Below are 26,788 nucleotides of genomic sequence, written 5' to 3' on the forward strand. Positions count from 1 at the left end.
CAATGGGCTGTTCGCGCCAGGAGGGCGCTCTGTGACCGGCGGCCGGAATTGAGAGAGCAATGAGCGTGACTTCAGGAACGAAATCTGAGAGCGGCGTCGGTGAAACGATCCGGGTCGTCATTCACGCTCTCCTGATCGCGCTGGTGATCCGCACCTTCCTGTTTCAGCCCTTCAATATTCCCTCCGGCTCGATGAAGGCGACGTTGCTGGTCGGCGACTACCTGTTCGTCTCGAAATATTCCTACGGCTACAGCCACTATTCGATTCCGCTCTCGCCGCCGCTGTTCTCGGGGCGGATCTGGGGCTCGGATCCGAACCGCGGCGACATCGTCGTGTTTCGCCTTCCGAAGGACGATTCCACCGACTACATCAAGCGCGTGATCGGTCTTCCCGGCGACCGCATCCAGATGCGGGACGGGCTGCTCTACATCAACGACACGCCCGTCGAACGGCAGCGCATGAGCGAATATGTCGGCGAGGACCCCTGCGGCTCGGAAGGCGGCGGCATCTCCCGGGTGAAGCGCTGGAAGGAGACGCTGCCGAACGGCGTGTCCTACGAGACGCTGGACTGCGCCGACAACGGCTACATGGACAACACCAACGTCTACACGGTGCCGCCCGGTCACTTCTTCATGATGGGCGACAACCGCGACAACTCCACCGACAGCCGCTTCCTCGGCCAGGTCGGCTACGTGCCAAAGGAGAATTTGATCGGCCGCGCCCAGATGATCTTCTTCTCCATCGCTGAAGGCGAGCATGCCTGGACGTTCTGGCGCTGGCCGTGGGCGGTGCGCTGGAATCGCTTCTTCAAAATCGTCCGATGAAAGACGAAGCCAAGGACATCGCGACCCAGCCGATCGAGGCGCAAGCGGGCCCCGAAGGGGAAGCTGCGGCCAAAACGCCTGCAAACAAGACAACTGCGAAGAAGAAGCGGGCGCGGAGCAGCAAGGCCAAGGGCATGGATGCGAATGCGGCGCTCGAGGCGCGCATCGGCCACAGCTTCACGGACTCGAACCTCTTGATGCAGGCGATCACGCATGTCTCGGCATTGAAGTCCAGGCGCAAGCGCGGCGACAGCTATCAGCGGCTGGAATTCCTCGGCGATCACGTGCTCGGGCTCGTCGTCTCCGACATGCTCTATCATGCCTTCCCGAACGCCGATGAAGGTGAGCTGTCCAAGCGTCTTGCCGAGCTCGTGCGCAAGGAAAGCTGCGCCGACGTCGCCAAGTCGCTCGGTCTGCTCGACGACATCAAGCTGGGCTCGGTCGGTCCCAGCGCCGACGCGCGCCTGCGCAAGTCGGTGCTGGGCGACATTTGCGAGGCCGTGATCGGTGCCATCTACCTCGACGGCGGCCATGCGGCAGCAGCCGAATTCGTCAAGCGCAACTGGACCGAGCGGATGCACAAGCCGCGCCGTCCCTTGCGCGATCCCAAGACCGTGCTGCAGGAATGGGCGCAGGGCAAGGGGCTGCCGACCCCTGTTTACCGCGAGGTCGAGCGCACCGGCCCGCATCACGATCCGCAGTTCCGTGTCGCGGTCGATCTGCCGGGGCTGGCGCCGGCCGAGGGCATCGGCGGCAGCAAGCGCGCGGCCGAGAAGGTGGCAGCTTCAGTGATGATCGAACGCGAAGGCGTTGGCGGCGGCAATGACGGCTGAAGCAAGCGGCGAGGCGCCCACTCCGACGCGCTGCGGCTTCGTCGCACTGATCGGCGCACCGAACGTCGGCAAGTCCACGCTGGTCAACGCGCTGGTCGGGGCCAAGGTCACGATCGTCTCGCGCAAGGTGCAGACCACGCGCGCGTTGATCCGCGGCATCGTCATCGAGAACAACGCGCAAATCATCCTGGTCGACACGCCCGGCATCTTCTCACCGAAGCGCCGGCTCGACCGCGCGATGGTCTCGACCGCATGGAGCGGAGCGCATGACGCCGACCTCGTCTGCGTACTGCTGGACGCCAAAACCGGGATCGACGAGGAGGCCGAGGCGATCCTCGCCAAGGCAGCCAGCGTCAATCACGAGAAGATCCTGGTCATCAACAAGGTCGATCTCGTCCAGCGCGAGAAGCTGCTGGCGCTGGCCCAGGCCGCCAACGAGCGCATGAAGTTCGCGCGGACGTTCATGATCTCGGCGATCTCAGGCGACGGCGTCGACGACATCCGCAAGACGCTCGCGGACATGGTGCCGCCGGGCCCGTTCCTCTATCCCGAGGACCAGATGTCGGACGCACCGATGCGGCAGCTGGCGGCCGAGATCACGCGCGAGAAGATCTATCAAAAGCTGCATCAGGAGTTGCCTTACCAGTCCACGGTCGAGACCGACAAGTGGGAGGAGCGCAAGGACAAGTCGGTGCGCATCGAGCAGACGATCTTCGTCGAGCGCGAAAGCCAGCGCAAGATCGTGCTCGGCAAGGGCGGCGCCACCATCAAGTCGATCGGCGCGGATTCGCGGAAAGAGCTGATGCAGATCCTGGACGTGCCGGTGCATCTGTTCCTGTTCGTCAAGGTGCGCGAGAACTGGGGCGACGATCCAGATCGCTACCGCGAGATGGGCCTGGACTTCCCCAAGGAATAACCAAGACAAGATCGGTTTCCGATGAGCGTGCCCAGCAATGTCAGGCGCTTCGAAGCGCTGCTCTATGCGTCGTTGATGCTGGATGCCCTTTCGGTTGCCGTGCAGGACCGTACGCCGAATGCCGAGGTGACCGAGCAGATGATCATGACGGCGACGCTGCTCGCCGGCGGCATGATTCTGCTGCTGGTCCATTTCGTCTGGCTCGCGGCGCGCTGGCGCAAGAACTGGCCGCGCTGGGTGCTGGCGGCAGCGCTCGTGCTGTCGGTGATCTCGCTCGGACAGATCATCGGCGAGAAGGGCATGGAGCTCGACAGCGCCATCGAGATCGTCTCCTGCGCGCTGACGACCATGGGCCTGTACTTCTCCTTCACCGGCGACGCTCAGGGCTGGTTCAACGCGTGAAGCCCCGTGTCCCGGACAAGGTGCAGCGCGTCAGCGCTGCGCCGCAGAGCCGGGACACGGGGAGCGCGCGGAGAGATGGGCCCCGGCTCGGCAACACGTTGCTTGCGCGCCGCGTTTTGTCCGGGGCACGAGTGCGTGCGAGAGGCACCGGAATCCTGTAATATTCCCTCATGGAATGGACCGACGAAGGCATCGTGCTGGGGGTGCGGCGGCATGGCGAGTCTAGCGCCATCGTCGAGTTGTTGACGCGCGCGCACGGCCGGCATCTGGGCCTCGTGCGCGGCGGGGCCAGCTCGCGGATGCGGCCGCTGCTGCAACCCGGAAACAGCGTCAGTGCAGTGTGGCGGGCACGGCTCGACGAGCATCTCGGGACCTATACGATCGAGGGATTGAAGCTGCGCGCGGCGACGCTGCTGGCCTCGTCCCACGGCGTCTATGGCGTCACCCATCTCGCCTCGATCGCGCGGCTCTTGCCGGAGCGCGATCCGCACGAAGACATCTTTGCGCTGCTCGAACATTCGCTGGATGATTTCGACGATATCGGCAGCGCCGCCGTGCATTTGATCCATTTCGAGCTGGCGATGCTCGCCGAGCTGGGTTTCGGACTGGCGCTGGACAACTGCGCGGTGACCGGGGAGACCACGGACCTGATCTATGTCTCGCCGAAATCCGGCGGCGCGGTGTCGCGCGGCGCTGGCGAGCCGTGGCGCGATCGGCTGTTGCGTCTGCCGCCGTTCCTGCGGCATGGCGAGACCGCGAGCGATCTCACCGAGCAGGATCTCCAGGACGGCTTCCGGCTGACCGGCCTGTTCCTGCTGCGCCACGTGCTGGAGCCGCGCGGGCAGGGCCATTCCGATGCGCGGGCCGGCTTCATCAATGCCTTGATGCGACAGCAGGCGAGAGCGGCGATTTTCGCGCCATGAGTCATCGCGATTCTGCATTGCTGCTTTGCGGGCGGTCCTGCGGAACCAAATCGGACCAGTCGAGTTCGCTTTCAGGTTCCACACAGGGGGGACAGCCTAAATGTTGATTAGGGGCTTCGCCTTGTCCGCGGCGCTGCTTGCGTTTGCGCCCGATGCAGTTGCCGGCGAGCAGCAACCTGGCGTATTTCGCCGGGCGTCCTGCACGCTCGTCCGATATTATGTGGCGAAATATTCCGCTGCCGCCGCAGAGACATGGGCACGGTCCCATGGTGCGACTGAGGCCGAGATCGAGGCGGCCCGCCGCTGCTTGACCAATGCGCCGGCGCCTGCCCAAGCGCCGGGTCAAGCCAAGACCCAGACGTTCACGGCCGGCTGGGCGGGCCAGTAGGCCACCCACAGGGGACCACTCGATCCTTGCCCGATTCGCTCCCACGGTTTAACCGGGCGGCATGGGAAAACGAATCGTTCCGCCGGAAGAACCGGCCGAAATCCATGAGGTGCCGCTGCGTGATGCGCTCGAAGAGCGCTATCTCGCCTATGCGCTGTCGACCATCATGCACCGTGCGCTGCCGGACGCGCGCGATGGCCTGAAGCCGGTGCACCGGCGCATCCTCTACGGCATGCGGCTGCTCCGCCTCGACCCCGGTACGGGCTTCAAGAAGTCGGCAAAGATCGTCGGCGATGTGATGGGCTCGTTCCATCCGCACGGCGACCAGGCGATCTACGACGCCATGGTCCGTCTCGCGCAGGATTTCTCCTCGCGCTATCCGCTGGTCGACGGCCAGGGAAACTTCGGCAATATCGACGGCGATAATCCGGCCGCCTACCGCTACACCGAAGCGCGCATGACCGACGTCGCGCGGCTTCTGCTCGAAGGCATCGACGAGGACGGCGTTGAATTCCGCGCCAATTACGACGGCCAGTCGAAAGAGCCCGTCGTGCTGCCCGGCGGTTTTCCGAACCTGCTCGCCAACGGCGCGCAGGGCATCGCGGTCGGCATGGCGACCTCGATTCCGCCGCACAACGCCGCCGAGCTTTGCGATGCGGCGCTGCATCTGATCGAGAAGCCCGACGCGAAATCCAAGGCGTTGTTGAAGTGGGTCAAGGGCCCGGATTTCCCGACCGGCGGCATCTGCGTCGATTCCAAGCAGGCCATCGCCGAAGCCTACACGACCGGCCGCGGCTCGTTCCGTGTTCGCGCCAGGTGGCAGCAGGAAGAGGGCGCACGCGGTACCTGGGTCGTCGTCGTCACCGAGATTCCGTATCTGGTGCAGAAGTCGCGGATGGTCGAGAAGATCGCCGAGCTGCTCGACCAGAAGAAGTTGCCGTTGGTAGGCGAGGTCCGCGACGAATCTGCCGAGGACGTTCGCCTCGTCATCGAGCCGAAGTCGAAGAACGTCGACCCGGCGCTGATGATGGAATCGCTGTTCCGCCTGACCGAGCTCGAAAGCAAGATTCCGCTGAACCTCAACGTGCTGGTCAAGGGCCGCATCCCCAAGGTGGTCGGCCTTGCCGAAGCGTTGCGCGAATGGCTCGACCATCTGCGCGACGTGCTGATCCGGCGCAGCAACTACCGCAAGGCGCAGATCGAGCACCGATTGGAAGTGCTCGGTGGCTTCCTGATCGCCTATCTGAACATCGACAAGGTGATCAAGATCATCCGCACCGAGGATGAGCCGAAGCCCGAGCTGATGAAGGCGTTCAAGCTCACCGAGGTTCAGGCGGAAGCCATCCTCAACATGCGCCTGCGCTCCTTGCGCAAGCTCGAGGAGATGGAGATCCGCACCGAGGACAAGAACCTCCGCGCCGAGCTCAAGGGCATCAACGCGGTGCTCGCCTCCGAAGCCGAGCAGTGGAAGAAGGTCGGCGAGCAGGTCGGCAAGGTCCGCGACATGTTCGGACCGAAGACGCCGCTCGGCAAGCGCCGCACCACCTTTGCCGACGCGCCCGAGCACGACCTCGCCGCGATCGAGGAGGCCTTCGTCGAGCGTGAGCCGGTCACCGTCGTCGTCTCCGACAAGGGCTGGATCCGTACCATGAAGGGACATGTCGAGGATCTCTCGGGCCTCGCCTTCAAGCAGGACGACAAGCTCGGCTTCGCCTTCTTCGCCGAGACGACCTCGAAGCTCTTGCTGTTCGCCACCAACGGCAAGTTCTACTCGCTCGATGTCGCCAAGCTGCCGGGCGGGCGCGGTCACGGCGAGCCGATCCGCCTGTTCATCGACCTCGAGCAGGAGGCGGCACCCGTCGCGCTGTTCGTTCACAAGGGCGGGCGCAAGTTCCTGGTCGCGAGCCACGAGGGCCAGGGCTTCGTCGTCAACGAGGACGATTGCGTCGGCACCACCAAGAAGGGCAAGCAGGTCCTCAACGTCGACATGCCGAACGAGGCGCGCGCGATCACCGAAGTGGTCGGCGACACCGTCGCCGTCATCGGCGAGAACCGCAAGATGCTGGTCTTCCCGCTTGAGCAGGTGTCCGAGATGGCGCGCGGCCGCGGGACGCGGTTGCAGAAGTACAAGGACGGCGGCCTCTCCGACGTCGCTGTCTTCGACGCCAAGGCAGGCCTAACCTGGAAGGACTCCGCGGGCCGCGAATTCTCCGCGAGCATGAAGGAGCTTGCCGAGTGGCAGGGCAATCGCGGTGATGCCGGCCGCCTGCCGCCGAAGGGTTTCCCGAAGTCGAACAAGTTCGGCCGGGTAATCGGGTAGGGCGGCTCTCACCAACGGTGTCATGCCCCGGCTCGACCGGGCATCCAGTACGCCGCGGCTTCTCCGTATGCGTCGCTGTCGCTGGAATACTCGGTCGCCCGGTCGAGCCGGGCGACGACAGCGAGAGTGTGGCGCGCACCTGTCTCCACATCGTCATCGCGAGCGTATGGATTGCTTCGCTGCGCTCGCAATGACGAGAGGCGATGGCGCTGCTCTCCAACTGACATTGAGTACCCCGCAAACGCGTAGCAGATAGTCCCGAGTGCATACGTGCGGGCACGAACATTGCTTTTTCCTGGCGACTGCAAACGGCTGGTGAAAAGGCAAACACATCCCAATGTTCAAACTGAAGGCTTTCATTGCGGCGCTGTTCGGTCTCGCGCTGGCGGCTGCGCCCGCGCATGCGGTGGGCAATCTGGTCGCGGTGCTCGAGGCGGAAATCGTCACACTCGATCCGCATTTCTCCACGGCCTATATTTCGCGCACGTTCGGCTACATGGTGTTCGACACGCTGTTTGCGAAGGATTCCAAGGGCGACATCAAACCGCAGATGGTGCAGGACTGGAAAGTCTCGCCCGATGGCTTGACCTACACGTTCACGCTGCGCGACGGTTTGAAATGGCATGACGGCCAGCCGGTCACATCTGTCGATTGCGTGGCCTCGCTACGTCGCTGGGGCACCCGCAGCGCACTCGGCCGTCGCATTTTCGCGATCACGGCCTCGCTCGAGCCGACCGATGCGAAAACCTTCGTGCTGACGCTGAAGGAGCCGTCCGGGCTCGTCATCGACGCGCTCGGCAATCCGGTCAGCCCGGTCGCCTTCATGATGCCCGAGCGCATCGCGAAAACGCCTGGCGACCAGCGGATCACCGAGATCATCGGCTCCGGTCCGTTCGTCTACAGCAAGGCCGAGCACCGCACCGGCGACCGCATGATCCTGAAGAAATTCGCCGACTATGTGCCGCGTCCCGAACCCGCTGACTTCCTCGCCGGCGGCAAGCGCGTCAACATCGATACGCTGGAGATCCGCGTCATTCCCGATGGCGCGACGGCGGCCTCCGCGCTGCAGGCCGGCGAAGTCGATTTCATGCAATACGCGCCGTTCGATCTGTTGCCGCAGCTGGAGAAGAACTCGCGGGTCAAAGTGGTCAATTTCACCGGCGGCAACATGTTCGCGGGCGCCTATCGCCTCAATGCCGCATCGAAACCGTTCGACGATCCCGAGATCCGCCGCGTGCTGTGGAAGCTGGTGGACCAGCGCGAAGTGCTGGATGCACTCGGCTTGGACGCCAAATACGCCACGCCGTGCGCGACGTTCTTCACCTGCGGTACCACCTATGAAAACAAGGCCGGCACGGAAGCGGCGGCAAAGCCCTCGATCGAAGCGGCGAAGGCTGCGCTGAAGGCGACCAAATACGCCGGCGAGCCTGTGATCGTCATGGAGGCCAACGATCTCGAAGCCCCGCGCGTCTCGGCGCAGGTGCTGGCCGAGAGGTTGAAGGCTGCCGGGTTCAACGTCGATCTGCAGGTGATGGACTGGGCGAGCGTGCTGGCGCGCCGTGCCAAGAAGGAGGGCTGGAGCGTCTATGGCGTTCACGCCGGCGGCTTTGATCTGGGCTCGCCGCTGACCAACGTCATGGTCGCCTTCAACTGCGCCGATTTCACCGGCTGGCAGTGCGATGCGCGCATCACCCCTCTGATGGAAGCCTTCGCCAAGGCGCCGGCCGAGGCGGACCGCAAGAAGATCGCGGGCGAGATCCAGGCCGTCATGTACGATCAGGCGCCCGCAATTCCGTGGGGCCAGTTCGCTCAGCCGGCCGCCTATCGCGCGACTTTGCGCGGTCTGATACCGTCCGCCATCCCGGTGTTCTGGAACATTGAGAAATAACGCGATGTACGATGTCATTGTTGTCGGCGGCGGCTCCGCCGGTGCTGCTGTTGCGGCACGGCTCTCCGAGGATCCGGCACGGCGCGTCCTGCTGCTCGAAGCGGGGCGCGACTGGCGCGCTGATGATGCGCCCTGGGAGGTGAGGACGCCGAACCCGATCCCGATCATCCACAGGCGCGAATACCAGGAGAAATGGCAATGGCCCGATCTGCTGACGCGCCGTGTGGCTGGGCAGGAGCCGCGCTTCTATTGGCGGGGCAAGGGGTTGGGCGGCTCGTCGATGATGAACGGCCAGATTGCAATCCGCGGCGTTGCGGATGCCTTCGACGAATGGGCGGCCAATGGCTGCACCGGCTGGTCGGCCAGGGAGGTGATGCCGCTCTTCTCGGTGATCGAGGACGATCTGGAGTTCGGCGATGCCGACGGCCACGGACGCGGCGGGCCGTTGCCGGTCTACCGCGCGCCGCCGGAGACATGGGGCCCGATCGATCGCGGCCTGCGCGACGCGGCGCTGGCGAGCGGCTATCCCTGGTGCGCGGACCTCAACGGTCCTGATGGCGAGGGCGTCGCCTGCTATCCCATCAACAGCCGCGACAGTCGCCGCATCACCACCAATGAGGGCTATCTCGAGCCCGCGCGCGGTCGCGCCAATCTGGAGATCCGCGGGCACGCGCTGGTCGATCGCGTGCTGATCAGCGACGGAAGGGCAACCGGACTCCGCGTTCATATCGAGGGGCAGGGCACCCACGAGATCAGCGCGCGCCAGATCGTGCTGTGCGCCGGCGCCATTCACAGTCCTGCGATCCTGCTGCGCTCGGGCATCGGACCAGCGCAAGAGTTGAAGGCGATGGGGATTGCGGTCGCGCGCGACCTGCCGGTCGGCCGCCACTTCTTCGATCACCCGCTGTTTCGCGCCACGATCCAGCTGCGGGAGGAGCTTCGTCCCACCGATCCCGATACGCGCCACACCAATTGCTGCGTGACCTATTCCTCGGGCCTCGCCGATGGCGGCAAGCGCGACATGATCCTGATCGCGTTCAATCACCGTGGCATCGGTAACCCCGGGGCGATCGGCGCAGGGCTGTTCAACGCGTATTCGCGTGGGACGCTGAAGCTCGTCTCGACTGATCCTGCGATCGATCCTGTCGTCGAGGAGAACATGTTGGCTGATCCCCGCGACATGTTGCGGATGATGGATGCGGTGAAGCGCCTCGCCGTGATCACCTCGCAGCCGGCGCTCGTCAACATCGCCGATTGGATCCGGCTCGCCGACACGGACCTGACGCTGCCGAAGGCCGCCAGCCTGCCAGACCACGAACTCGACGCGGTGCTGCGGCGAGAGACCGGCGACATCCAGCACGCCGCCGGCAGCTGCCGCATGAGCGGCGTTGGCGATGCCGACGGCGTGGTCAATCCCGATGGCACCGTGAAAGGGATCAGCGGCCTGCGCGTCGCCGACGCCTCGATCATGCCGTCCGACTGCCGGGCCAACACCCATTTCACGACGGTGGTGATCGGGGAAGCGATCGCGCGAATGATGATGCGATAGCAGAATCGCGTGAGGCGCAAGCTATAGCACAACACCGTCATTGCGAGCGCAGCGAAGCAATCCAGAATCTTTTCGCGGAGGGATTCTGGATTGCTTCGTCGCAAGGGCTCCTCGCAATGACGGAGCAAGGGGCGAGGCCATCGCTCGCTACACTCTTCAAACAGCAGACAAACGTTCGCCTTCTCGCGGCGCAGCTCGCCCGAGTTTTGCTCCGTGTGCCGCCCTCGCAAAGACAAGGGCGCAGGGAAGGCCGGGCGCCGGCTGGCACCCGCAAGTCCGTGCGCTACGAAAAATGCACACGGGGTGGACCACAGGTGTTGCCGGATCGCCCGGCCTTCCCTGCGCAGTGGTTTGACGGCTTATGTCGTGCTCTTGTGTCCAGAAAATCTGCCAGAATGTGCGAACGGGCGGTTCTCGCAAAACCGCCCGTCGCTGGATCTGAGCCCGTTCGTGCTCAAAGGCCTTGAGCCTGTCGGGGAGCGAGGGACAGATCCGGTGGTCTTCCTCAACCCGAACAGTTGCATGGGCTTCGAGCCCGAACCGAGCAAGGAAGGGAGTAGATGATGGCACAAAACGACGTCCTTGTCGCTGGCATCGACGTGGCCAAGGACAAGGTGGATGTGTGCATTCGCTCATTGTCACAACGGCAGACGTTCGCGAGCAGCCCAGAAGGTCGGCGAGCGCTGATCCGCTGGCTTCGCAAGCACAAGGTCGGCAAAGCCGCCATGGAGGCTTCCGGTGGTTATGAGCGGGAGTGGGCCAAGGTGCTACGCCAGGATGGTATCGAAGGCTTGGTGGTGGATCCAAAGCGGGTGCGCAACTTCGCCAAATCGGCTGGACAGCTCGCCAAGAACGATCCGATCGATGCGGAGATGATTGCCTGGTTCGCCGAGACCTTCATTGAGGCAAGGGGGCAAGCCTACGATGCGGCACGCGAGAAGCTGGCGCAGATCGTGAGTGCGCGCCAGGCTCTGATTGACGTGCAGACGAGCTTGCGAAACAGGACGGAGCATTCCACTCCTGACGTCGTGCAGAAGATGCAAAATCGCCTGCTGAAGCGGCTCGCCGCCGAAATTGCCAAGCTGGAAGCAGCGATCGCAGCCCTGATCAAGACCACACCGCGTTTTGCCGAACTCGCCGAGATCATCGAGAGCGTACCAGGTCTTGCCGGGGGCACATCCGCCGGACTGATCGGGGCGATGCCGGAACTCGGCCAGATAGGCAACAAAGTGGCCGCGGCCCTGCTGGGTGCTGCGCCTTATGACGACGACAGCGGCAAACGTCGGGGCGTCCGTCATATCCAGGGCGGACGCCGCAAGGTCCGCAACGTCTTCTACATGGCGTCCATGGGAGCCGCGACCCGGCATAACCCCGTGCTCAAGGCCTTTTACGATCGCCTGATCGCCAAAGGCAAGGAGCCGAAGGTTGCGCTCACCGCCTGCATGCGCAAGCTGATCGTGATCCTGAACGTCATGATCGCACGCGGCGAGAAATGGGACGCCGGCCGGTACGAAGTGAGCAACTCCGCTCGGCTTCCGCCGAGCGCTTGCACGCCCTGAAGACCGGCGAGCGGACGGGGTCAAGGCCGGAAGCCGCCGGAGGCGGTGGCGCGCCAGCGCCAGCCTTGAGGCCGGCCGATCGCCGGGCTACTTCAACACAGTTGCTCCTCGGGGAGCGATGCACTATTGCCCCCGTCGCCTTGCGGATCACTGATGTGCGGACCCGGTTGGGCTGCAGGCATCACCGCAGGACTTGACGCACAGACCCCGGGCGTCAGGACCACACGACTTCTCCGTCCGCGCACGTCCTCGCTGGGAATCCGAGGGGTGGCGTGTGCTCGCCCCCGAAGCCATGCGAAGACGCTGTCGGCGCCGTGTCGTTCGCGCGGAAAGGCAATTGCTCACGGTGTCCCGCCCTGCAATGTCTTCTACGCCCGACGCCGTCGCGTCCATCGCTGCCCGGCCCGCGGTTCGTGACGATCGCGATCCGCCCCTTGTCTCGGGCCAGGGTGTCTTTGCATGTACGACAAATCCGAATTTCGGTAAAGTGGAATATTTTGCCAGGTGAGGCTTGACAAGCGATGTGGCGGAATTGGTCGGCTGCGTTGCCCGACGGGCGGGCGGCCTCAGCGCGCGCCTCGTCCTTCGAAACGGCGTTTACGCGCCTCCTCAGGATGAGGCTAATTGGCGTGAGTGCCCGTTGAAACTGCTGCCGCACGCTCCGCCCTCATCCTGAGGAGCCCGCCCAAAGCAGGCGTCTCGAAGGATGGCTGCAGGGGGAAACCGGTCAAATGCGATTGCCCTTGAGGACGGGGTAGATGGGAAGTGACCGGTCCGTAGTTAAAGCAACGCTGATGACCTATATGACACACGAGCGACTTGATATGTTATTCGAGGCCAGTCCACGGAGCCAAGTCTCGTGTCGTCTGTTCTCCGATCGCCGACAGTCGAAGAGCTGCCAATGCTCTCGGCTTTGTGCATGAGGTCGAAAGCTGTGTGGGGCTATGGCGACGACTTCATGAGAGCCTGTCGCAGCGAGCTCACCATTAAAGCGTGTGAACTGCAATCAAGCTCAATCGCGGTGGCGGAAGAGAGCGGCAAAATTGTCGGCGTTGCCCAAGTCAAGATAAATGGAAGCGAGGCCGATTTATTGAAGCTGTTCGTCGAGCCGATGATGCTTCGCGGCGGCGTAGGAACAAGGCTGCTCCGCTGGGCCTCCAGTCAAGCAAAGTCGATGGGTGCTCGTCGTTTGGTGATCGAAGCCGACCCAGAGGCCGCACCTTTCTATCGACGAATGGGTGCCAAAGATTGTGGCTTTTCTCCTTCCGGCTCAATACCCGGTAGGATGCTTCCCAGACTTGTCATCGAGCTGAAACAAGTATGAGGTCGCTTGTCGGCTCCAAGCCGCCATGCAGCCCTGTGGGCTTTGATGTCGCCTTCCGACAGCAAACCGGACGCGACGAACCTATGACTCCTTCGCCGCTAGATCACCCCCACCATCCGCAGCGCCACTCCCGCCGCGCAGCTTCCCGCCAGCACGGTGAGCATCCCCAGCTTGAACCGGAAGATCGCGGTTGCCGCCGCAATCGACAGCAGCAGCGCGGGGATGTCGACGCTGGTCAGCACCGGACGGTCGAACGCGAACGGAAACGCGTGCAGCGGCACGGTCTCGCGGAACAGCGTGTGCAGGGCAAACCAGATCGAGAGGTTCAGAATCACGCCGACGACGGCGGCGGTGATCGCACTCAATGCACCGGCCAATCCCGTGTTGCCGCGCAGGCGCTCGATGTAGGGGGCGCCGACGAAGATCCAGAGGAAGCAGGGCGTGAAGGTGACCCAGGTCGCGAGCAGGCCGCCGAAAGTTGCCGCTAGCATCGGCGAGAGGCCGCCGGGATCGCGATAGGCCGCCATGAAGCCCACGAACTGCAGCACCATGATCAGCGGCCCCGGCGTGGTCTCGGCCATGCCGAGGCCGTCGAGCATCTCCTGCGGCTTGAGCCAGTGATAGTGCTCGACCGCCTGCTGGGCGACGTAGGCCAGCACCGCGTAGGCGCCGCCGAAGGTGACGAGCGACATTTTGGAGAAGAACAGCGCGATCTGGCTGAACACATTGGCTTGGCCCAAGGCCACCAGCAGCGCGATCACGGGCACCAGCCAGAGCGCGAGCCACAGCGCACTGAGGCGGATCGTGCGTGCGGTGTTGGGGCGGACGTGATCGGGCACGGCCTCGCCGAGCATGCTGTCGATCGCGGCGCCGCTGCCGCCATGGCCGTGACCGGCCGGCGCGAACTCCGGACGGCCGCTCCGCGCGCCGGCATAGCCGATGAGGCCGGCGGCGATGATGATGATCGGGAAGGGGACCGCGAAGAAGAAGATCGCGATGAAGGCCGCAGCCGCGAGCGCGATCATGATGCGGTTCTTCAGCGCACGCTTGCCGACGCGCACGACAGCTTCGACGACGATGGCCAGGACCGCGGCCTTGAGTCCGAAGAACAGCGCCTCGACGAAGCTGACATTGCCGAAGGCGGCGTAGATGTAACTCAGACCCATGATGGCGATGATGCCGGGCAGGATGAACAGTCCGCCCGCCATCAGCCCGCCGGCCGTGCGATGCATCAGCCAGCCGACATAGGTTGCGAGCTGCTGCGCCTCAGGTCCCGGCAGCAGCATGCAGTAATTCAGCGCATGCAGGAAACGCCCCTCGGAGATCCAATTCTTCTCCTCGACCAGGATACGGTGCATCACAGCGATCTGGCCCGCGGGCCCGCCAAAACTGAGGCAGGCGACGCGGAGCCAGACGCGAAAGGCCTCGTTGAAGCTGACGCCGTGGCCGGCGTCAGCTCCTGCTTGCACGTTGCGGGTATCCATTACGCCTTCACCTTGTTGGTCGGCCAGTTGTGGGTCTCGGTGGTCGCGTCGCGGCACCAGCGGTAGAAGGCATCGTAGAGCAACATGCCGGCCTCGAGCTGTTCGAGGTCGTCGTCGAACATGCGCGACAGCCCGAGCGAGGCTGCGAGCAGGCCGGGCGCCTCCGGCGCGAGCTCGGGCCGCGCGGTGTCGGCACCGCGCACCAGTGTCGCGAGGCGGAGCAGCGGCGGCGTGGCGATCCCGAACTCCTCGATCATCACGTCGAAGGTGCAGAGCTCGCCCCGGTGACTCCAGAACACATTCTCGATGTCGAAGGGGGCCGCATTGAACCGCTCCCCCACCCCGACCACCTCGGACGGCGCCACATACAGGAACATCGCGTTGGGATCGACGAAGCGGCGGATCAGCCAGGGGCAGGCGATGCGATCGACCTTCGGCCGCGCCCGCGTGACCCAGACGGTACGCCCCCTGGCATCGCGCGGCGGCAGCTTGCGGGTGTCGAGCAGCGGCAGCTTGGCCGCCTTCCAGCCCTCGAAGCCGCCCTCCAGCGTCTCGGCCCTCACGCCGAGCTGACGGAGCCAGGCCGCCGTGCCCTGCGCGAGCTTTTCGCCGCGGAAGCAGGAGACGACGGCGCGGCGGCCGGCGAATGTGCCGCCCCAGTCCGTCACATTGTCGTGGCTGAGCCTGATGGAGCCGGGGATCAGCCGCCGGTCGGCGGCGAAATCCTCCTCGGTGCGCACGTCGATCAGGACAGGCGCGTTGGCCGTGCCGATCAGCCGTGCCATTTTGTCAGATGAGATGGTCGTGAATGTAGACATGATGCGTCCTCGCAAGAAACGAACGGGACGCGATGCTTGGGCCTGTCGCCTCGTGGGGAGATCGCTCAAATCCCCATGAGACAGATTACAGCGAAACTAAGAAGCACTGTCAATCCGCGGGACGATTGGAGCTTAGAAAATTGGTTCCCACCGTCTATATTGCACGCCGACAGATCGTGAATCTTCGGGAGAATTCGATGCATTCCCATTCCATCGAACAATGGACCCATGACCACGCCTTCCTGGGCGAGAAGCACGACGAGAACGAACGGCGCACCTGGTTCGTGGTCGTGCTGACGCTGGTCATGATGGTCGGCGAGATCGTTGCCGGCTCGCTGTTCGGCTCGATGGCGCTGCTGGCCGACGGCTGGCACATGGGCACGCATGCGGCGGCGCTCGGCATTGCCGCCTTCGCCTATCGCTTCGCGCGGCGGCACCTGGGCAATGCGCATTTCACCTTCGGCACCGGCAAGTTCGGGGATCTTGCCGCCTTCGCCAGCGCCATCATCCTCGGCCTGATCGCGGTCGAGATCGCCTATGAAAGCGTGCTGCGCCTGTTCACGCCGGTGCCGATCGTCTATGGCGAGGCCATGGCGGTGGCCGCCCTCGGCTTGTGCGTCAATCTCGCGAGTGTGTGGCTGCTGCGCGATAGCCATGATCATCATCATCACGCGCATGGCCACAGCCATGCGCATGATGACCACGACGATCATGACCACGACCATGATCATCATGGCCATCATCACCATCACCACGACAACAACCTTCGCGCGGCCTATGTCCACGTCATGACCGATGCCGCGACCTCGGTGCTGGCGATCGCAGCGCTCGCCGTCGCTATGTATTCGGGCTGGGTCTGGGCCGATCCGGCCGTGGGCCTGATCGGCAGCGTCGTGATCGCGAGCTGGGCGTTCGGCCTCATCAAGTCATCGGGTGCGGTGCTGCTCGACGTGCGCGCCGACGAGAAGCTGGAGCGGGTGATCCGGGCCCGCATGGAAGTCGGCGACGATCGCGTGACTGACCTGCATCTCTGGCGGGTCGGCCCCGGCCATTGTGCCGTGCTGCTCTCGGTGGTGTCGGACAAGCCGAAGCAGCCGGCCGTCTACAAGCGGCGGCTCGCGGGGCTGAAGGGCCTCAGCCACATCGCGGTCGAGGTCGAGACCTGCCTGCATTGACGGAGCGCGGAATTCTGCTGAGCGGCCGGGGTTGATCCTCGGTCGCAGCCCTGTACGGGAGGAACAATGATGCACAGGATCGCGTTCGCGGTCGCCATCGCCGCACTCGCTCTTTCCAGCCCCGGGGCGCTGGCGCAATCGGAAAAGGCCGGCGTTGAAAAGCTCTATGTGCTTGCGGAGAGGGTACCGCCGGTGACATCTCGCGGTGGACGCCGGGCCTGAACGAAGGCAAGACGATGGATTTCGTCGACACCTGCTATCTGATCAAGCATGTCAAAGGCTGGTTCCTGTGGGACACCGGCATTGCCGATTCCGTCGCCGCGATGCCGAACGGTCTCGTGCCCGCCGATCCCAAAGCCGTGACCTGGCGTCGGCCGAAGACGTTGCAAGCGCAGCTCGAGCAGCTTGGCCTCAAGCCCGATGACGTCCGGGCGATGGCCGTCTCGCATACGCATCCGGATCATATCGGCAATGTCGAGCTGTTCCCGCAGGCCATGCTCTATGTGCAGAAGGCCGAATACGACTGGCCCGGCGCCGACAACGCGCCGCGCTTCAAGCCGTCGCATCCGGTCGAGTTGCTCACGGGCGACAAGGATGTCTTCGGCGACGGCAGCCTGACCATCCTATCGACGCCGGGTCACACGCCGGGTCACCAGTCGCTGCTGGTGAAACTGCCGAAAACCGGCGCGGTTCTGCTGTCTGGCGATGCCGTGCACTTCAAGGACAATTGGGACAACCGCCGCGTGCCCAGCATGAACGTCGACAAGGACCAGAGCGCGGCCTCGATGCAGAAGATCGCCGACACGCTCGCCAAGGAGAAGGCGCAGCTCTGGATCAACCACGACAAGGCCCAGCGCGACGGCCAGAAGATGGCGCCGGAGTTTTACGACTGAGGCGGATCAGCCTTTCGGCGCGGTCAACGTCGGCGGATTCGCGTCCGGCGTCTTCTTCGGCTTCAGCGTGCCGGCATAGAACGAGAGCAGCCAGACCAGGAGGACCGCGAGGAGATAGACGCCCCAGGCCTGCGGCGGCGTGGTCGCCCAGCGCAGGAGGCCTTTGAATGTGCGGGGCGGGCCGGCATCGTTGCTCATGGCTCGCTTGTGCGCGAAAGCGGCTGTGCCGTCAATCAGGCCGCGACACGGGGCGGATCAGGAACAGCGCCACAAGCGCCGAGAGGCTGAGCGCAGACGAGACGATCAGCACCTTGGCGCCCATGAGGTCGATGAGCAGGCCGAAGGCGAGCGGCGCCACGGCCTGCGCCATCCGCGCCGGGGCGCCGATGATGCCGAGGCGGTAGCCGAAATCTTTCGGGCCGAAGATCGACAGCGGCAGCGTGCCTCGCGCGATCGTCAAGATGCCGTTGCCGGAGCCGTGGAACAACGCGAAGGCGCTCGCCGCGGCGCCGCCGAAGATCGCGACGATCACGGCTCCGATCGGGTGGGTGAGGCTGGCGAGCCGCGTCGACCACAGCGGATGGAAGCGGCTGAGGAAGCCGGCCTCTAGCATGCGCGCACCAACCTGTGCCGGGCCGATCAGTGCGCCGGCCGCGATGGCCTCGGCCGGCGTTGCGCCCGTGGTCTCCAGGATGCGCGGGAAATGCGCGGCCATGGCGCCGGTGACGGTCCAGACCGCGGCGAAGATGAAGGCGAGCAGCAGCATGGTGCGGTCGAGCGGCAAATGCGGCTTCTCGGCCGTGGCCGCCGCCTGCTTGGCGCCCTTGATCGCCGGCAGCATGAAGAAGTTGAGGGGCAGGCCGATCAGGATGTTGGCCGCGGCCCAGGCGAAACAGGTGTCGCGCCAGCCGATATGGGCGATGCCCCAGGCGGTGAGCGGCCAGCCGACGGTGGAGGCGAAGCCCGCCATCAGCGTGATGCCGGTGATGGCCCTGCGCGCCTCGATGCCGTAGATGCGCCCCAAGGCGGCGAAGGCGGCGTCGTAGAGTCCCATTGCCATGCCGATGCCGAGCACGAGCCAGGCGATCGCCATCACCGCGATCGATTGCGAGAGCCCGAGGAGCACGAGGCCGGCGGCAATGGTCAGGTTCGAGGCCGACAGCACCTGACGGCCGCCGACGAGATCGATCTGCCGCCCGATGCGCGGGCCGAGCATTGCCGAGATCACCAGTGCGGCCGAAAACGCACCGAAGATCCAGTTGGAGGAGACGCCGAGGTCGCGTGCCATGGGATCAGCGAGCAGCGCCGGCAAATAGTAGCTCGAGGCCCAGGCCAGAGTCTCGGTGGTGCCGAGCGCCAGGATGATCGGAAGCTGGCGCTGGGTCATCGGCGCGTGCCTCCGATTCTGGCCGACAAAGTCTTCATCGCCGGCATTTGCCGCCCGCGTGGCGAGTGCGTCAACCGCGCCCGCGACATATTCGATCTGCAAGGGGCGCGAGCCTGCCGCGCATGTCGGGCCCTCGCGCCTTTCGCCGGTCACGAATGCACGCCATAATGGCGCATGCAAGTCACTTCGCGTCTCTCACTGATGAACTGGGTCACCAGCCAGGGGCTTACGGGCCTGCCTGAACCCGAACTGCTCCGCGGCTTCTGCGAGCGCTGCTGCGCCGAAGGGCTCGACCTGTCGCGCGGGCTGGTCTTCATCGACACGTTGCACCCGATCTACGAGGGCCGCGGCTTTCGCTGGACCGACCGGTCGAGCAACGAGAGCGACATGTTCGAATACGGTTCGACGGCCGAGGGGGATCCGAACAAGAACTGGCGGCGGTCGGTGTTCTATCATTTGCTCGAGCATGGCGAGGACGAGATGGTGATCGATCTCGCCGACGCAGCCACGCTCGATTTCTCGCAGATCGGCGACCTCGCCGAGAAGGGCCATCGGCATTTCCTCGCCTTCGTCCATCGCTTCGGCGAAAGCGGCGCGCTGGGGCAGATGGACTGTCTCTACTCCTACTGGACCACCCGGCGCGAGGACGGCTTCACGCCATCGGAGCTGGAAGCGCTGCGCGATCTCGTGCCGGTGCTGGGGCTCGCGATCAAATCGGCGCAGCAGGTCGACATCGCCCGCACGCTCGGCCGCGTCTATCTCGGCCGCGACGCCTCCGAGCAGGTCTTGCGCGGGCGCATCTCGCGCGGGGTCACCGAGCGGATCAACGCCGTGCTGTGGTATTCGGACCTGCGCGGCTCCACCGGCATCAGCGAGAGCATCGGTCCCGACGAGATCATTCCGTTCCTCAACGACTATGCGCAGGCCGTGATCGATCCGATCCACGAGGCCGGCGGCGACGTGCTGAAGCTGATCGGCGATGGCGTGCTCGCGATGTTCTGGGGCGAGGACATGGCGGATGCGCGACGGGCCGCATTACGGGCCGAGCATCTCTTCCGCAAGAACGTCGCCGCGCTGAACAAGCGGCGGGCGGCGGAGGGCCGCCCGACCACGTCAGCCTATATCGGCCTGCATGTCGGCGAGGTCTTCTACGGCAATATCGGCAGCCAGGACCGGCTCGATTTCACGGTGGTCGGCCCGACCGTCAACGAGGTCAGCCGCATCGCCTCGATGAGCCGCTCGGTCGACCGCGAGCTGCTGGCCTCATCCGAGTTCTACAAGGGCCTCGATGCCGCCGGCCGTCGCTATCTCGTCTCCACCGGCCGCTACGCGCTGCGCGGCATCGGCCGCGCGCAGGATCTCTACACGCTCGATCCAGAGGTTGAGGCGAGCGAGCCGGTGGCGGGGAGCTATGAGCGCTATCTGGCGGGTTAGGCCGGCTGCTCCAGCGCCGCTTCATCCCCCACCATGGCCGGCTGCCGATCCAGCGCCACTGCCGGTGACAGCAGGATCACCAAAGCCTGCATGCCGAAGACGGCTGCGGCGAGATAAAGGCACGCTTCCGCGCTCCAGAGGCCGCCGACGATTGCCCCTAATGCCGAGCCGAGCGGGCGGGCGCCGTAGCTCATGATGTTGATGGCGGAGACGCGGCCAAGCAGCCGCGGCGGTGTCACCGACTGGCGCAGGGTCGTGGTCGAGATCACCCACAGGATCGGCCCGGCGCCGAGCAGGAAGAAGCTCAAGGCTGCGAGCCAGGGCGAGGGGAGCAGCACCGTCAGCGCCATCACCAATGCGGCGACGAAGCCGGTGACGGGGCCGAGTCCGACCACGAGGCCGAACGCGATGCGCTTCATCACGCGCGTGGCGACCAGCGCGCCGATCACCATGCCGACGCCATACATCGTCAGCACCGTGCCGACGCCGGCGGCCGTCAGGCCGAGATGGCGCACGGCGTAGGGCACGAACACCGCGATCTGCAGGAACCAGCCGGTGTTGAAGATGAACTGGGTGATGAATACCGGCCGCAGCAGTGGATGGTGAAATACGAAGGCCGCGCCTTCGCGGATCTCCTGCAGCGGATGACGGCGCGGCGCCGGCGCGCGCGCGGGCTCGTAGATGCCGGAGAGCAGCACCACCGCGATGGCCGAGAGCGCCGCGGCAAAGCCGAAGGCTGGGCTTGCGCCCCACCATCCCACCAGCGCACCGCCGAGTGCAGGGCCGCTGGCGAAGGCGATGGTGCGCGCGAGCTCGATCCGCGCATTCGCCGCCGGCAACAAGTCGGAGCTCACCAGCGAGGGAACCAGCGCCGGCGCCGCCACGCTGTAGACGACGGTGCCGCACACGGCCGCAAAGCCGAGCAGGGCCAGCAGCGGCAAGTTGAGGGCCCCCAGCACCAGCAGCAGCACGATGGCGGCGAGCGCAGCCGCCCGCAGCGCCTCGGCACCCGCCATCAGCCAGCGGCGGGAGATGCGATCGGCGAGCACGCCGGCGGGAATGGCGAACAGGACGAAGGGCAGGGTGAGCGCGGTCTGGAGCAGGCCGGTCTGACCTTCGGCAACACCCAGCGTCAGCACGGCCACAATGGGCGCTGCGGCGAGCGCGATCTGCTCGGCCGACTGCGCCGCGAGATTCGACCAGGCGAGGCGGTTGAAGGTGTCGGGGAGGCGAGACGGCGTTGACATGGCGCATATCCTGCAAAGTCGAGTTGCTGCCAATATCCGCTCCCAGGGACGGCCAAACCCACCCGCTTCCCGACAGGGCAGCGGATAATGGCCGGACCGGAACCGCTGCGGCTAGATGCAGTTGCAAATGAGTTGCAATAAGATCGAACTTCGGTATTCTCCTCTTATGGATGCGCGATCGCCCGACCTGACCCAAACCTCGTCCCAAGACGTCGCCGGCTGGCGCGCTGACGCGCCCACCACCAAGAGCCTCGCGGAGGTCAATTCCACCGTCGCCATTCCGGTCGCCGGGCACTGGTTGCGGCGGCTGCTCGCCTTCGTCGGTCCGGGCTATCTCGTCTCGGTCGGGTACATGGATCCCGGCAATTGGGCGACCGACCTCGCCGGCGGGTCGAAGTTCGGCTACACGCTGCTCTCGGTCATCCTGCTCTCGAATTTGATGGCGATCCTGCTGCAGTCGCTGGCGGCGCGGCTCGGCATCGTCACCGACCGCGACCTCGCGCAGGCCTGCCGCGCGACCTATTCGCCGGTGGTGAACTTCCTGCTCTGGCTCGCCTGCGAGGCGGCGATCATCGCCTGCGATCTCGCCGAGGTGATCGGTACGGCGATCGCGCTCAAACTCCTGTTCGGCATTCCCCTGATCGGCGGCGCGCTTCTCGCCGCACTCGACGCCTTCCTGCTGCTGCTCCTGATGAACCGTGGCTTTCGATTCCTCGAGGCGTTCGTCATTGCGCTGCTCGCGGTGATCGCGGTCTGCTTCGTGGTCCAGATCGCGGCGGCGGCCCCGCCGGTGGCGGAGGTTCTGCGCGGCTTCGTGCCGAAGAGCGAGATCTTCACCAATTCCGACATGCTCTACATCGCGATCGGCATCATCGGCGCGACGGTGATGCCGCATAATCTCTACCTGCATTCCTCGATCGTGCAGACGCGCGCTTATGAACGCAATGACAGTGGTCGGCGCGAAGCGATCAAATGGGCAACGACGGACTCCACCGTCGCCCTGATGCTGGCGCTGTTCATCAACGCCGCGATCCTGGTCGTGGCGGCTGCGACCTTCCACAGAAGTGGCCATTCCGATGTCGCCGAGATCGGACAGGCGTTCGAGCTCTTGTCGCCGCTGCTCGGCCTCGGCATCGCCTCGACGCTGTTCGCGGTGGCGCTGCTCGCTTCGGGCCTCAACTCGACGGTGACCGCGACCCTCGCCGGCCAGATCGTGATGGAAGGCTTCCTCGATCTGCGCCTGCCGAGCTGGGCGCGTCGCCTGCTCACACGCGGCATCGCCATTGTTCCCGTGATCATCGTCACGGCGATCTACGGCGAGCGCGGCACGGCCGATCTGCTGGTGTTCAGCCAGGTCGTGCTGTCGATGCAGCTGCCCTTCGCCGTCATCCCGCTGGTCCGCTTCGTCTCCGACCGCCGCAAGATGGGCCAGTTCGCGATACCGGTATCCGTCGCCGCAATTGCCTGGATCGTCGCGGGCGTGATCGTGGTGCTGAACGTGAAGCTGCTGGCGGATACGTTTTTCGGGTGATGCTAGCCATTGGGTAGCTGTCATCGTCCGGTTCAACCGGGCGATCCAGTATTCCAGAGACGGCTGTAATTGACTCGGGACGCCGCGCCGTACCGTACTGGATGCCCCGGTCAAGCCAGGTCAAGCCGGGGCATGACGGAGAGTGTGAGGCGCCTAGTCCTGCGGCTCGGATGCTGTATCGCCCTGCGCATCGATGCGCAGCCAGCCTGAGGGCGCGAGCCGCTGCTGCGGCAGGAAGCGGGCCTTGTAGTCCATCTTCTTGGAGCCTTCGATCCAGTAGCCGAGATAGACGTAGGGCAGGCCCTGACGTCGCGCGCGCGCGATGTGGTCGAGGATCATGAAGGTGCCCATCGAGCGGCTGACCTGGCCCGGATCGAAGAACGAATAGACCATCGAGAGGCCATCGCTGAGCACGTCCGTGAGCGCCACCGCGATCAGCTCCTCGCCACGGCCGGTGAGGCCGCTGTCGGGACCGCGCTTGCGGTATTCGATGATGCGGGTCTCGACATGGCTGTCCTCGACCATCATGGCGTAGTCGAGCACGGTCATGTCGGCCATGCCGCCATGGCGGTGGCGGGCGTCGAGATAGGCGCGGAACACCGAATATTGCTCGGAGGTCGGCACCGCGCTGCGCTGCTCGCCGATGATGTCGGCATTGCGCGCCATCACCTTGCGGAAGCTGCGAGAGGGCCGGAACTCGTTGGCGATGACCCGGACCGAGACGCAGGCGCGGCACTGGTCGCAGGCAGGACGATAGGCAATCGACTGGCTGCGGCGGAAGCCGCCATGGGTCAGGAGGTCGTTGAGGTCGCCCGCACGATCTCCGACAAGGTGCGTGAACACCTTCCGCTCATGGCGGCCCGGCAGATAGGGGCACGGGGATGGCGCCGTGAGGTAAAATTGCGGGGTATCGCGAGAGTGCTGGGTCAAGGGACGTCGTGGGCCTCCGAACAAGATCTCAGCATCGCGCTACCAAAGCTCCCGGTCAATCGGCCTGCGCGGCAGGACACGCTCGTCATCCTAGCAGGCACAGGTTGCCAGCTCCTCACCAGGACCTGGCGGCCTGCGACACCGGCGCGCGGATGGAATTGTTGATCACGACGGTTCCCAGCACGAAATCGTGCAGCAGGCGGCGGCGGCCGTTGAACAGGCCGACCAGCACCACGAAGGGCGACAGGAACGAGACGGTCACCCAGAACAGCACGGCGTGCGTGGCGCCGAGCACGAAATAGCCTGGTGCGCCGTACCAGGTGCGCAGTTCCAGATCCATCACGCGCATGCCGATCGTCGCCGAGGACGGACCGCCGATGCAGGCGCCGTAATACACGATCGCCCAGATCACCGAGGCGGGCCAAGCCAGCCAGAACAGTGCCCAGCCGAGGCCGAGCGTCACCAGGCCGAACAACGCAATGAAGAGGTAGCCGAGGATGACCGGCACAGAGATCACGATCATGTCGATCAGGAAGGCAAACACCCGCCGTGTCGCGACCCCGCGGAACAGTTCCGGATGCAGATCGGGATCGTAGGCGTGCGGTTGCATGGCACCATCATTGCGCCAAGTGCCGCTGTCATTTGGCGAACCCGAATAAGACATGAGCTTCTCTTTCGCTTTCGGATCTCTCACCGGCAGCAGATGGGAACAGTCCGGCCACGCGCCAAGGCTGTTGGTCTATCAATACCGCAAAATATTCCGGCGATTCGGCGGCCGCAGGCGCTTGCGCGGCGCGTGATTTGCACCATGCTGGGGCGGGCTGAGCCCTCACAGGAAGATTTCATGGGTGGTCAGGTCGAATTACGTTGCAGCTGTGGCGGGGTCCGCGCCGTGGTCACGGGCGTGTCGCCGCGGACGGTCAATCGCGTGGTCTGCTACTGCGACGACTGCCAGGCTTTCGCACACCAGCTCGGCCGCGCCGATCTGTTGAACGCGAAGGGCGGCAGCGACATTATCCAGGTCGCGCCATCGACGCTCTCGTTTGTGCAGGGTCAGAGCCGGATCGCGGGGGTGCGGCTGACCGCGAAAGGTCTCTACCGGTGGTATGCAAGCTGCTGCAACACGCCGGTCGGCAACACGCTTTCGCCCAGCGTTCCCTTTGTCGGCATCATCGCGCAGGCGTTCGAGGGCGGCACGCCGGCGGTCGACGATGTCGCCGGAGCGCCGACCGGCGCCATTCTCGGCAAGTACGCGGTCGGTGAGCCACCGGCGGGCTCGACCGGGCTTAATCTTTCTCTCATCTTGCGCGCCATCGGCAAGGTGCTGGCATGGAAGCTGCGGGGGAAGACCTGGCCGCACCCGTTCTTCAAGCGGGAGACGCGTGAGCCGATCTATCCAATTACCGTGCTGTCGCGCGAGCAACGCGAGGCGCTGCGTCTGTTATGCGGACCTCAGCCGAACGCGCAAGCGGGTTGAGTGTTGCAGCGGTAGGGTGCGCGAGCAACTCCGCCCTCATGTCCCGGACAAGCGCCGCAAAGCGGCGCGCAGAACCAGGACCTAAAGCATGATCCGGAAAAGTGCGAAGCGGTTTTCCGGAAAGATCATGCGTAAACAACAAGCTAAAGCGCGATGACGATTCATCCAAATCTCATCGCGCTTTAGAGGTCACAAGTGAGATCGCGGAGAAGAAATGGGCCCGGGCTCTGCAACGCATCACGCCGCAACTGGACCATGCTTCGCATCGCCAAGGGCGTGCTGCATTGCGTCCGGGGCACGACCTTACCCCTGCGCGCGCAGCTTCTCCGCCGCCTTGGGCGCAAAATAGCTCAGCACGCCGTCGGCGCCGGCGCGCTTGAACGCCAAAAGGCTCTCCATCATCGCGCGCTCGCCGTCGAGCCAGCCGTTGTTCGCGGCCGCCGCGATCATCGCGTATTCGCCGGAGACCTGGTAGGCGAAGGTCGGCATTGCAAACGTGTCCTTCACGCGGCGGACCACGTCGAGATAGGGCATGCCGGGCTTCACCATCACCATGTCGGCGCCCTCGGCGATATCGAGCTCGACCTCGCGCAGGGCTTCATCGGTGTTGGCGCTGTCCATCTGGTAGGTGCGCTTGTCGCCGGTGAGCGTCTTGGCCGAGCCGATGGCGTCGCGGAACGGGCCATAGAAGGCGGAGGCGTATTTGGCCGCATAGGCCATGATCTGGACGTCGAGCAGGCCGGCGCGGTCCAGCCCCTCGCGGATCGCGGCGACGCGGCCGTCCATCATGTCGGAAGGCGCGATGATGTCGCAGCCGGCTTCGGACTGCACCAGCGCCTGACGCACCAGCACGGCGACCGTCTCGTCGTTCAAAATTTTGCCGTCAGAGATCAGGCCGTCATGGCCGTGACTGGTGAAGGGATCGAGCGCGACGTCGCAGAGGATTCCGATCTCCGGAAACTCCTTCTTGATCGCGCGCACGGCCTGGCAGACCAGGTTGTTCGGATTGGTGGCTTCCGAGCCTTCCTCGTCGCGCAGGGAGGGATCGGTGTAGGGAAACAGCGCGATGCAGGGGATCGTCAGCTTCATCGCGCGCTCGGCCTCGCGCACGGCCTGATCGACGCTGAGGCGGTCGACGCCCGGCATCGAGGCAACCTGCTCGCGCTTGTTGTGGCCGTCGATCAGGAACAGCGGCCAGATCAGATCGTCGGTGGTGAGGACGTTCTCGCGCACCATCCGCCGGGCCCATTCCGCCTTGCGGTTGCGGCGCGGGCGGACGGTCAGATCGAGAGCAGGGGAGGCCGCTCCGCCATCCTTGCGCGAAACCTCGCGCAATTCGATCGGACGTCCGTATTTGATCGCCATTACTCTTCCTCCGGCTGGAATTATTCTTATACCAGCTCGCATGGTTCCCGTCACCGCGGCTTGACCTGCCGCAAGGGATGGCAGCCGATTGATTTTGTGGGGCGAAGCAGCCAGAAGGGGC

Annotated in this window: 23 protein-coding genes and 1 pseudogene; 16 read left to right on the plus strand and 8 right to left on the minus strand. The window is 64.9% G+C overall.

All coding sequences use genetic code 11. The annotated features are described in order from the left end of the window. Positions 1 to 59: 59 nt before the first annotated feature. The 11 genes from lepB (at position 60) to BRAD3257_RS17980 (ending at position 12,926) form a co-directional block, all read left to right on the plus strand. Complete coding sequence (gene lepB, locus BRAD3257_RS17930; protein WP_122402911.1) at positions 60 to 824, plus strand: signal peptidase I; 765 nt, start codon at positions 60 to 62, stop codon at positions 822 to 824. After that, positions 821 to 1,657, plus strand: a complete 837-nt coding sequence (gene rnc / locus BRAD3257_RS17935; protein WP_122402912.1) for a ribonuclease III — start codon at positions 821 to 823, stop codon at positions 1,655 to 1,657. Before lepB ends, rnc begins: the two co-directional genes overlap by 4 nt. Then, entirely contained in the window at positions 1,647 to 2,573 is a 927-nt protein-coding gene (era, locus tag BRAD3257_RS17940; protein WP_122402913.1) for a GTPase Era, read from the plus strand. Before rnc ends, era begins: the two co-directional genes overlap by 11 nt. Positions 2,574 to 2,594: 21 nt before the next feature. After that, complete coding sequence (locus BRAD3257_RS17945; RefSeq protein ID WP_122402914.1) at positions 2,595 to 2,975, plus strand: hypothetical protein; 381 nt, start codon at positions 2,595 to 2,597, stop codon at positions 2,973 to 2,975. Between the two features lie 170 nt (positions 2,976 to 3,145). Next, entirely contained in the window at positions 3,146 to 3,898 is a 753-nt protein-coding gene (gene recO, locus BRAD3257_RS17950; RefSeq protein WP_122402915.1) for a DNA repair protein RecO, read from the plus strand. Between the two features lie 100 nt (positions 3,899 to 3,998). Continuing rightward, positions 3,999 to 4,286: a hypothetical protein gene (locus tag BRAD3257_RS17955; protein ID WP_122402916.1), complete on the plus strand. Its 288-nt coding sequence runs from the start codon at positions 3,999 to 4,001 to the stop codon at positions 4,284 to 4,286. A 61-nt stretch (positions 4,287 to 4,347) separates the two neighbouring features. After that, positions 4,348 to 6,606: a DNA topoisomerase IV subunit A gene (parC, locus tag BRAD3257_RS17960; RefSeq protein ID WP_122402917.1), complete on the plus strand. Its 2,259-nt coding sequence runs from the start codon at positions 4,348 to 4,350 to the stop codon at positions 6,604 to 6,606. Between the two features lie 337 nt (positions 6,607 to 6,943). After that, complete coding sequence (locus tag BRAD3257_RS17965) at positions 6,944 to 8,494, plus strand: ABC transporter substrate-binding protein (RefSeq protein ID WP_122402918.1); 1,551 nt, start codon at positions 6,944 to 6,946, stop codon at positions 8,492 to 8,494. 4 nt (positions 8,495 to 8,498) lie between these two features. Next, positions 8,499 to 10,043, plus strand: coding sequence for a GMC family oxidoreductase (locus tag BRAD3257_RS17970; RefSeq protein WP_122402919.1), 1,545 nt, complete (start codon positions 8,499 to 8,501; stop codon positions 10,041 to 10,043). A 560-nt stretch (positions 10,044 to 10,603) separates the two neighbouring features. Then, entirely contained in the window at positions 10,604 to 11,602 is a 999-nt protein-coding gene (locus BRAD3257_RS17975) for an IS110 family RNA-guided transposase (protein ID WP_122402735.1), read from the plus strand. Between the two features lie 901 nt (positions 11,603 to 12,503). Continuing rightward, on the plus strand, positions 12,504 to 12,926 hold the full coding sequence (locus tag BRAD3257_RS17980; protein ID WP_122402920.1) for a GNAT family N-acetyltransferase: 423 nt from the start codon (positions 12,504 to 12,506) through the stop codon (positions 12,924 to 12,926). A 98-nt stretch (positions 12,927 to 13,024) separates the two neighbouring features. Here the strand turns inward: BRAD3257_RS17980 and chrA are convergent, their stop codons facing one another. Together chrA and BRAD3257_RS17990 are read right to left on the minus strand one after the other, a co-directional pair. Then, the gene (chrA, locus tag BRAD3257_RS17985) at positions 13,025 to 14,410 is read right to left on the minus strand and encodes a chromate efflux transporter (RefSeq protein ID WP_122402921.1); all 1,386 of its coding nucleotides are present in this window, start codon (positions 14,408 to 14,410) and stop codon (positions 13,025 to 13,027) included. Beyond that, the gene (locus tag BRAD3257_RS17990; protein ID WP_145987015.1) at positions 14,410 to 15,228 is read right to left on the minus strand and encodes a chromate resistance protein ChrB domain-containing protein; all 819 of its coding nucleotides are present in this window, start codon (positions 15,226 to 15,228) and stop codon (positions 14,410 to 14,412) included. The genes chrA and BRAD3257_RS17990 overlap by 1 nt, the downstream gene beginning before the upstream one ends. 197 nt (positions 15,229 to 15,425) lie before the next feature. On the opposite strand from BRAD3257_RS17990, the gene dmeF reads away from it, so the two are divergent. Together dmeF and BRAD3257_RS18000 are read left to right on the plus strand one after the other, a co-directional pair. Then, positions 15,426 to 16,403: a CDF family Co(II)/Ni(II) efflux transporter DmeF gene (gene dmeF / locus BRAD3257_RS17995; RefSeq protein WP_122406626.1), complete on the plus strand. Its 978-nt coding sequence runs from the start codon at positions 15,426 to 15,428 to the stop codon at positions 16,401 to 16,403. 66 nt (positions 16,404 to 16,469) lie between these two features. Then, positions 16,470 to 17,296, plus strand: a pseudogene (locus tag BRAD3257_RS18000) (N-acyl homoserine lactonase family protein). Between the two features lie 6 nt (positions 17,297 to 17,302). On the opposite strand, the gene BRAD3257_RS18005 reads toward BRAD3257_RS18000, so the two are convergent. Together BRAD3257_RS18005 and BRAD3257_RS18010 are read right to left on the minus strand one after the other, a co-directional pair. Then, positions 17,303 to 17,494 (minus strand): hypothetical protein, encoded by a 192-nt coding sequence (locus tag BRAD3257_RS18005; RefSeq protein ID WP_122402923.1) that lies wholly within the window; start codon positions 17,492 to 17,494, stop codon positions 17,303 to 17,305. Between the two features lie 31 nt (positions 17,495 to 17,525). Then, positions 17,526 to 18,683: an MFS transporter gene (locus BRAD3257_RS18010; RefSeq protein WP_122406627.1), complete on the minus strand. Its 1,158-nt coding sequence runs from the start codon at positions 18,681 to 18,683 to the stop codon at positions 17,526 to 17,528. A 174-nt stretch (positions 18,684 to 18,857) separates the two neighbouring features. Here BRAD3257_RS18010 and BRAD3257_RS18015 point away from each other — a divergent pair, with 174 nt between their 5' ends. Beyond that, positions 18,858 to 20,117, plus strand: a complete 1,260-nt coding sequence (locus BRAD3257_RS18015; protein ID WP_122402924.1) for an adenylate/guanylate cyclase domain-containing protein — start codon at positions 18,858 to 18,860, stop codon at positions 20,115 to 20,117. Here BRAD3257_RS18015 and BRAD3257_RS18020 read toward each other — a convergent pair. Then, positions 20,114 to 21,364, minus strand: a complete 1,251-nt coding sequence (locus tag BRAD3257_RS18020; protein ID WP_122402925.1) for an MFS transporter — start codon at positions 21,362 to 21,364, stop codon at positions 20,114 to 20,116. The two genes, BRAD3257_RS18015 and BRAD3257_RS18020, sit on opposite strands and share 4 nt — an antisense overlap. Positions 21,365 to 21,530: 166 nt before the next feature. On the opposite strand from BRAD3257_RS18020, the gene BRAD3257_RS18025 reads away from it, so the two are divergent. After that, positions 21,531 to 22,895, plus strand: coding sequence for an Nramp family divalent metal transporter (locus BRAD3257_RS18025; RefSeq protein WP_122402926.1), 1,365 nt, complete (start codon positions 21,531 to 21,533; stop codon positions 22,893 to 22,895). 153 nt (positions 22,896 to 23,048) lie between these two features. On the opposite strand, the gene BRAD3257_RS18030 is transcribed toward BRAD3257_RS18025, so the two are convergent. Further along, positions 23,049 to 23,825 (minus strand): arginyltransferase, encoded by a 777-nt coding sequence (locus BRAD3257_RS18030; RefSeq protein WP_122402927.1) that lies wholly within the window; start codon positions 23,823 to 23,825, stop codon positions 23,049 to 23,051. 115 nt (positions 23,826 to 23,940) lie between these two features. Beyond that, complete coding sequence (locus BRAD3257_RS18035; RefSeq protein ID WP_122402928.1) at positions 23,941 to 24,489, minus strand: RDD family protein; 549 nt, start codon at positions 24,487 to 24,489, stop codon at positions 23,941 to 23,943. Between BRAD3257_RS18035 and BRAD3257_RS18040 the strand changes: the two genes are divergently transcribed. Beyond that, positions 24,403 to 25,302 carry a DUF6151 family protein gene (locus tag BRAD3257_RS18040; protein ID WP_197711557.1) on the plus strand — a complete coding sequence of 300 codons (900 nt, stop codon included), beginning with the start codon at positions 24,403 to 24,405 and terminating at the stop codon, positions 25,300 to 25,302. The two genes, BRAD3257_RS18035 and BRAD3257_RS18040, sit on opposite strands and share 87 nt — an antisense overlap. A gap of 303 nt (positions 25,303 to 25,605) precedes the next feature. Here the strand turns inward: BRAD3257_RS18040 and hemB are convergent, their stop codons facing one another. Continuing rightward, on the minus strand, positions 25,606 to 26,667 hold the full coding sequence (hemB, locus tag BRAD3257_RS18045; protein ID WP_122402930.1) for a porphobilinogen synthase: 1,062 nt from the start codon (positions 26,665 to 26,667) through the stop codon (positions 25,606 to 25,608). Positions 26,668 to 26,788: the final 121 nt, after the last annotated feature.

It is taken from the genome of Bradyrhizobium vignae (assembly GCF_900324035.1).
GTDB classification, from domain to species: domain Bacteria; phylum Pseudomonadota; class Alphaproteobacteria; order Rhizobiales; family Xanthobacteraceae; genus Bradyrhizobium; species Bradyrhizobium vignae.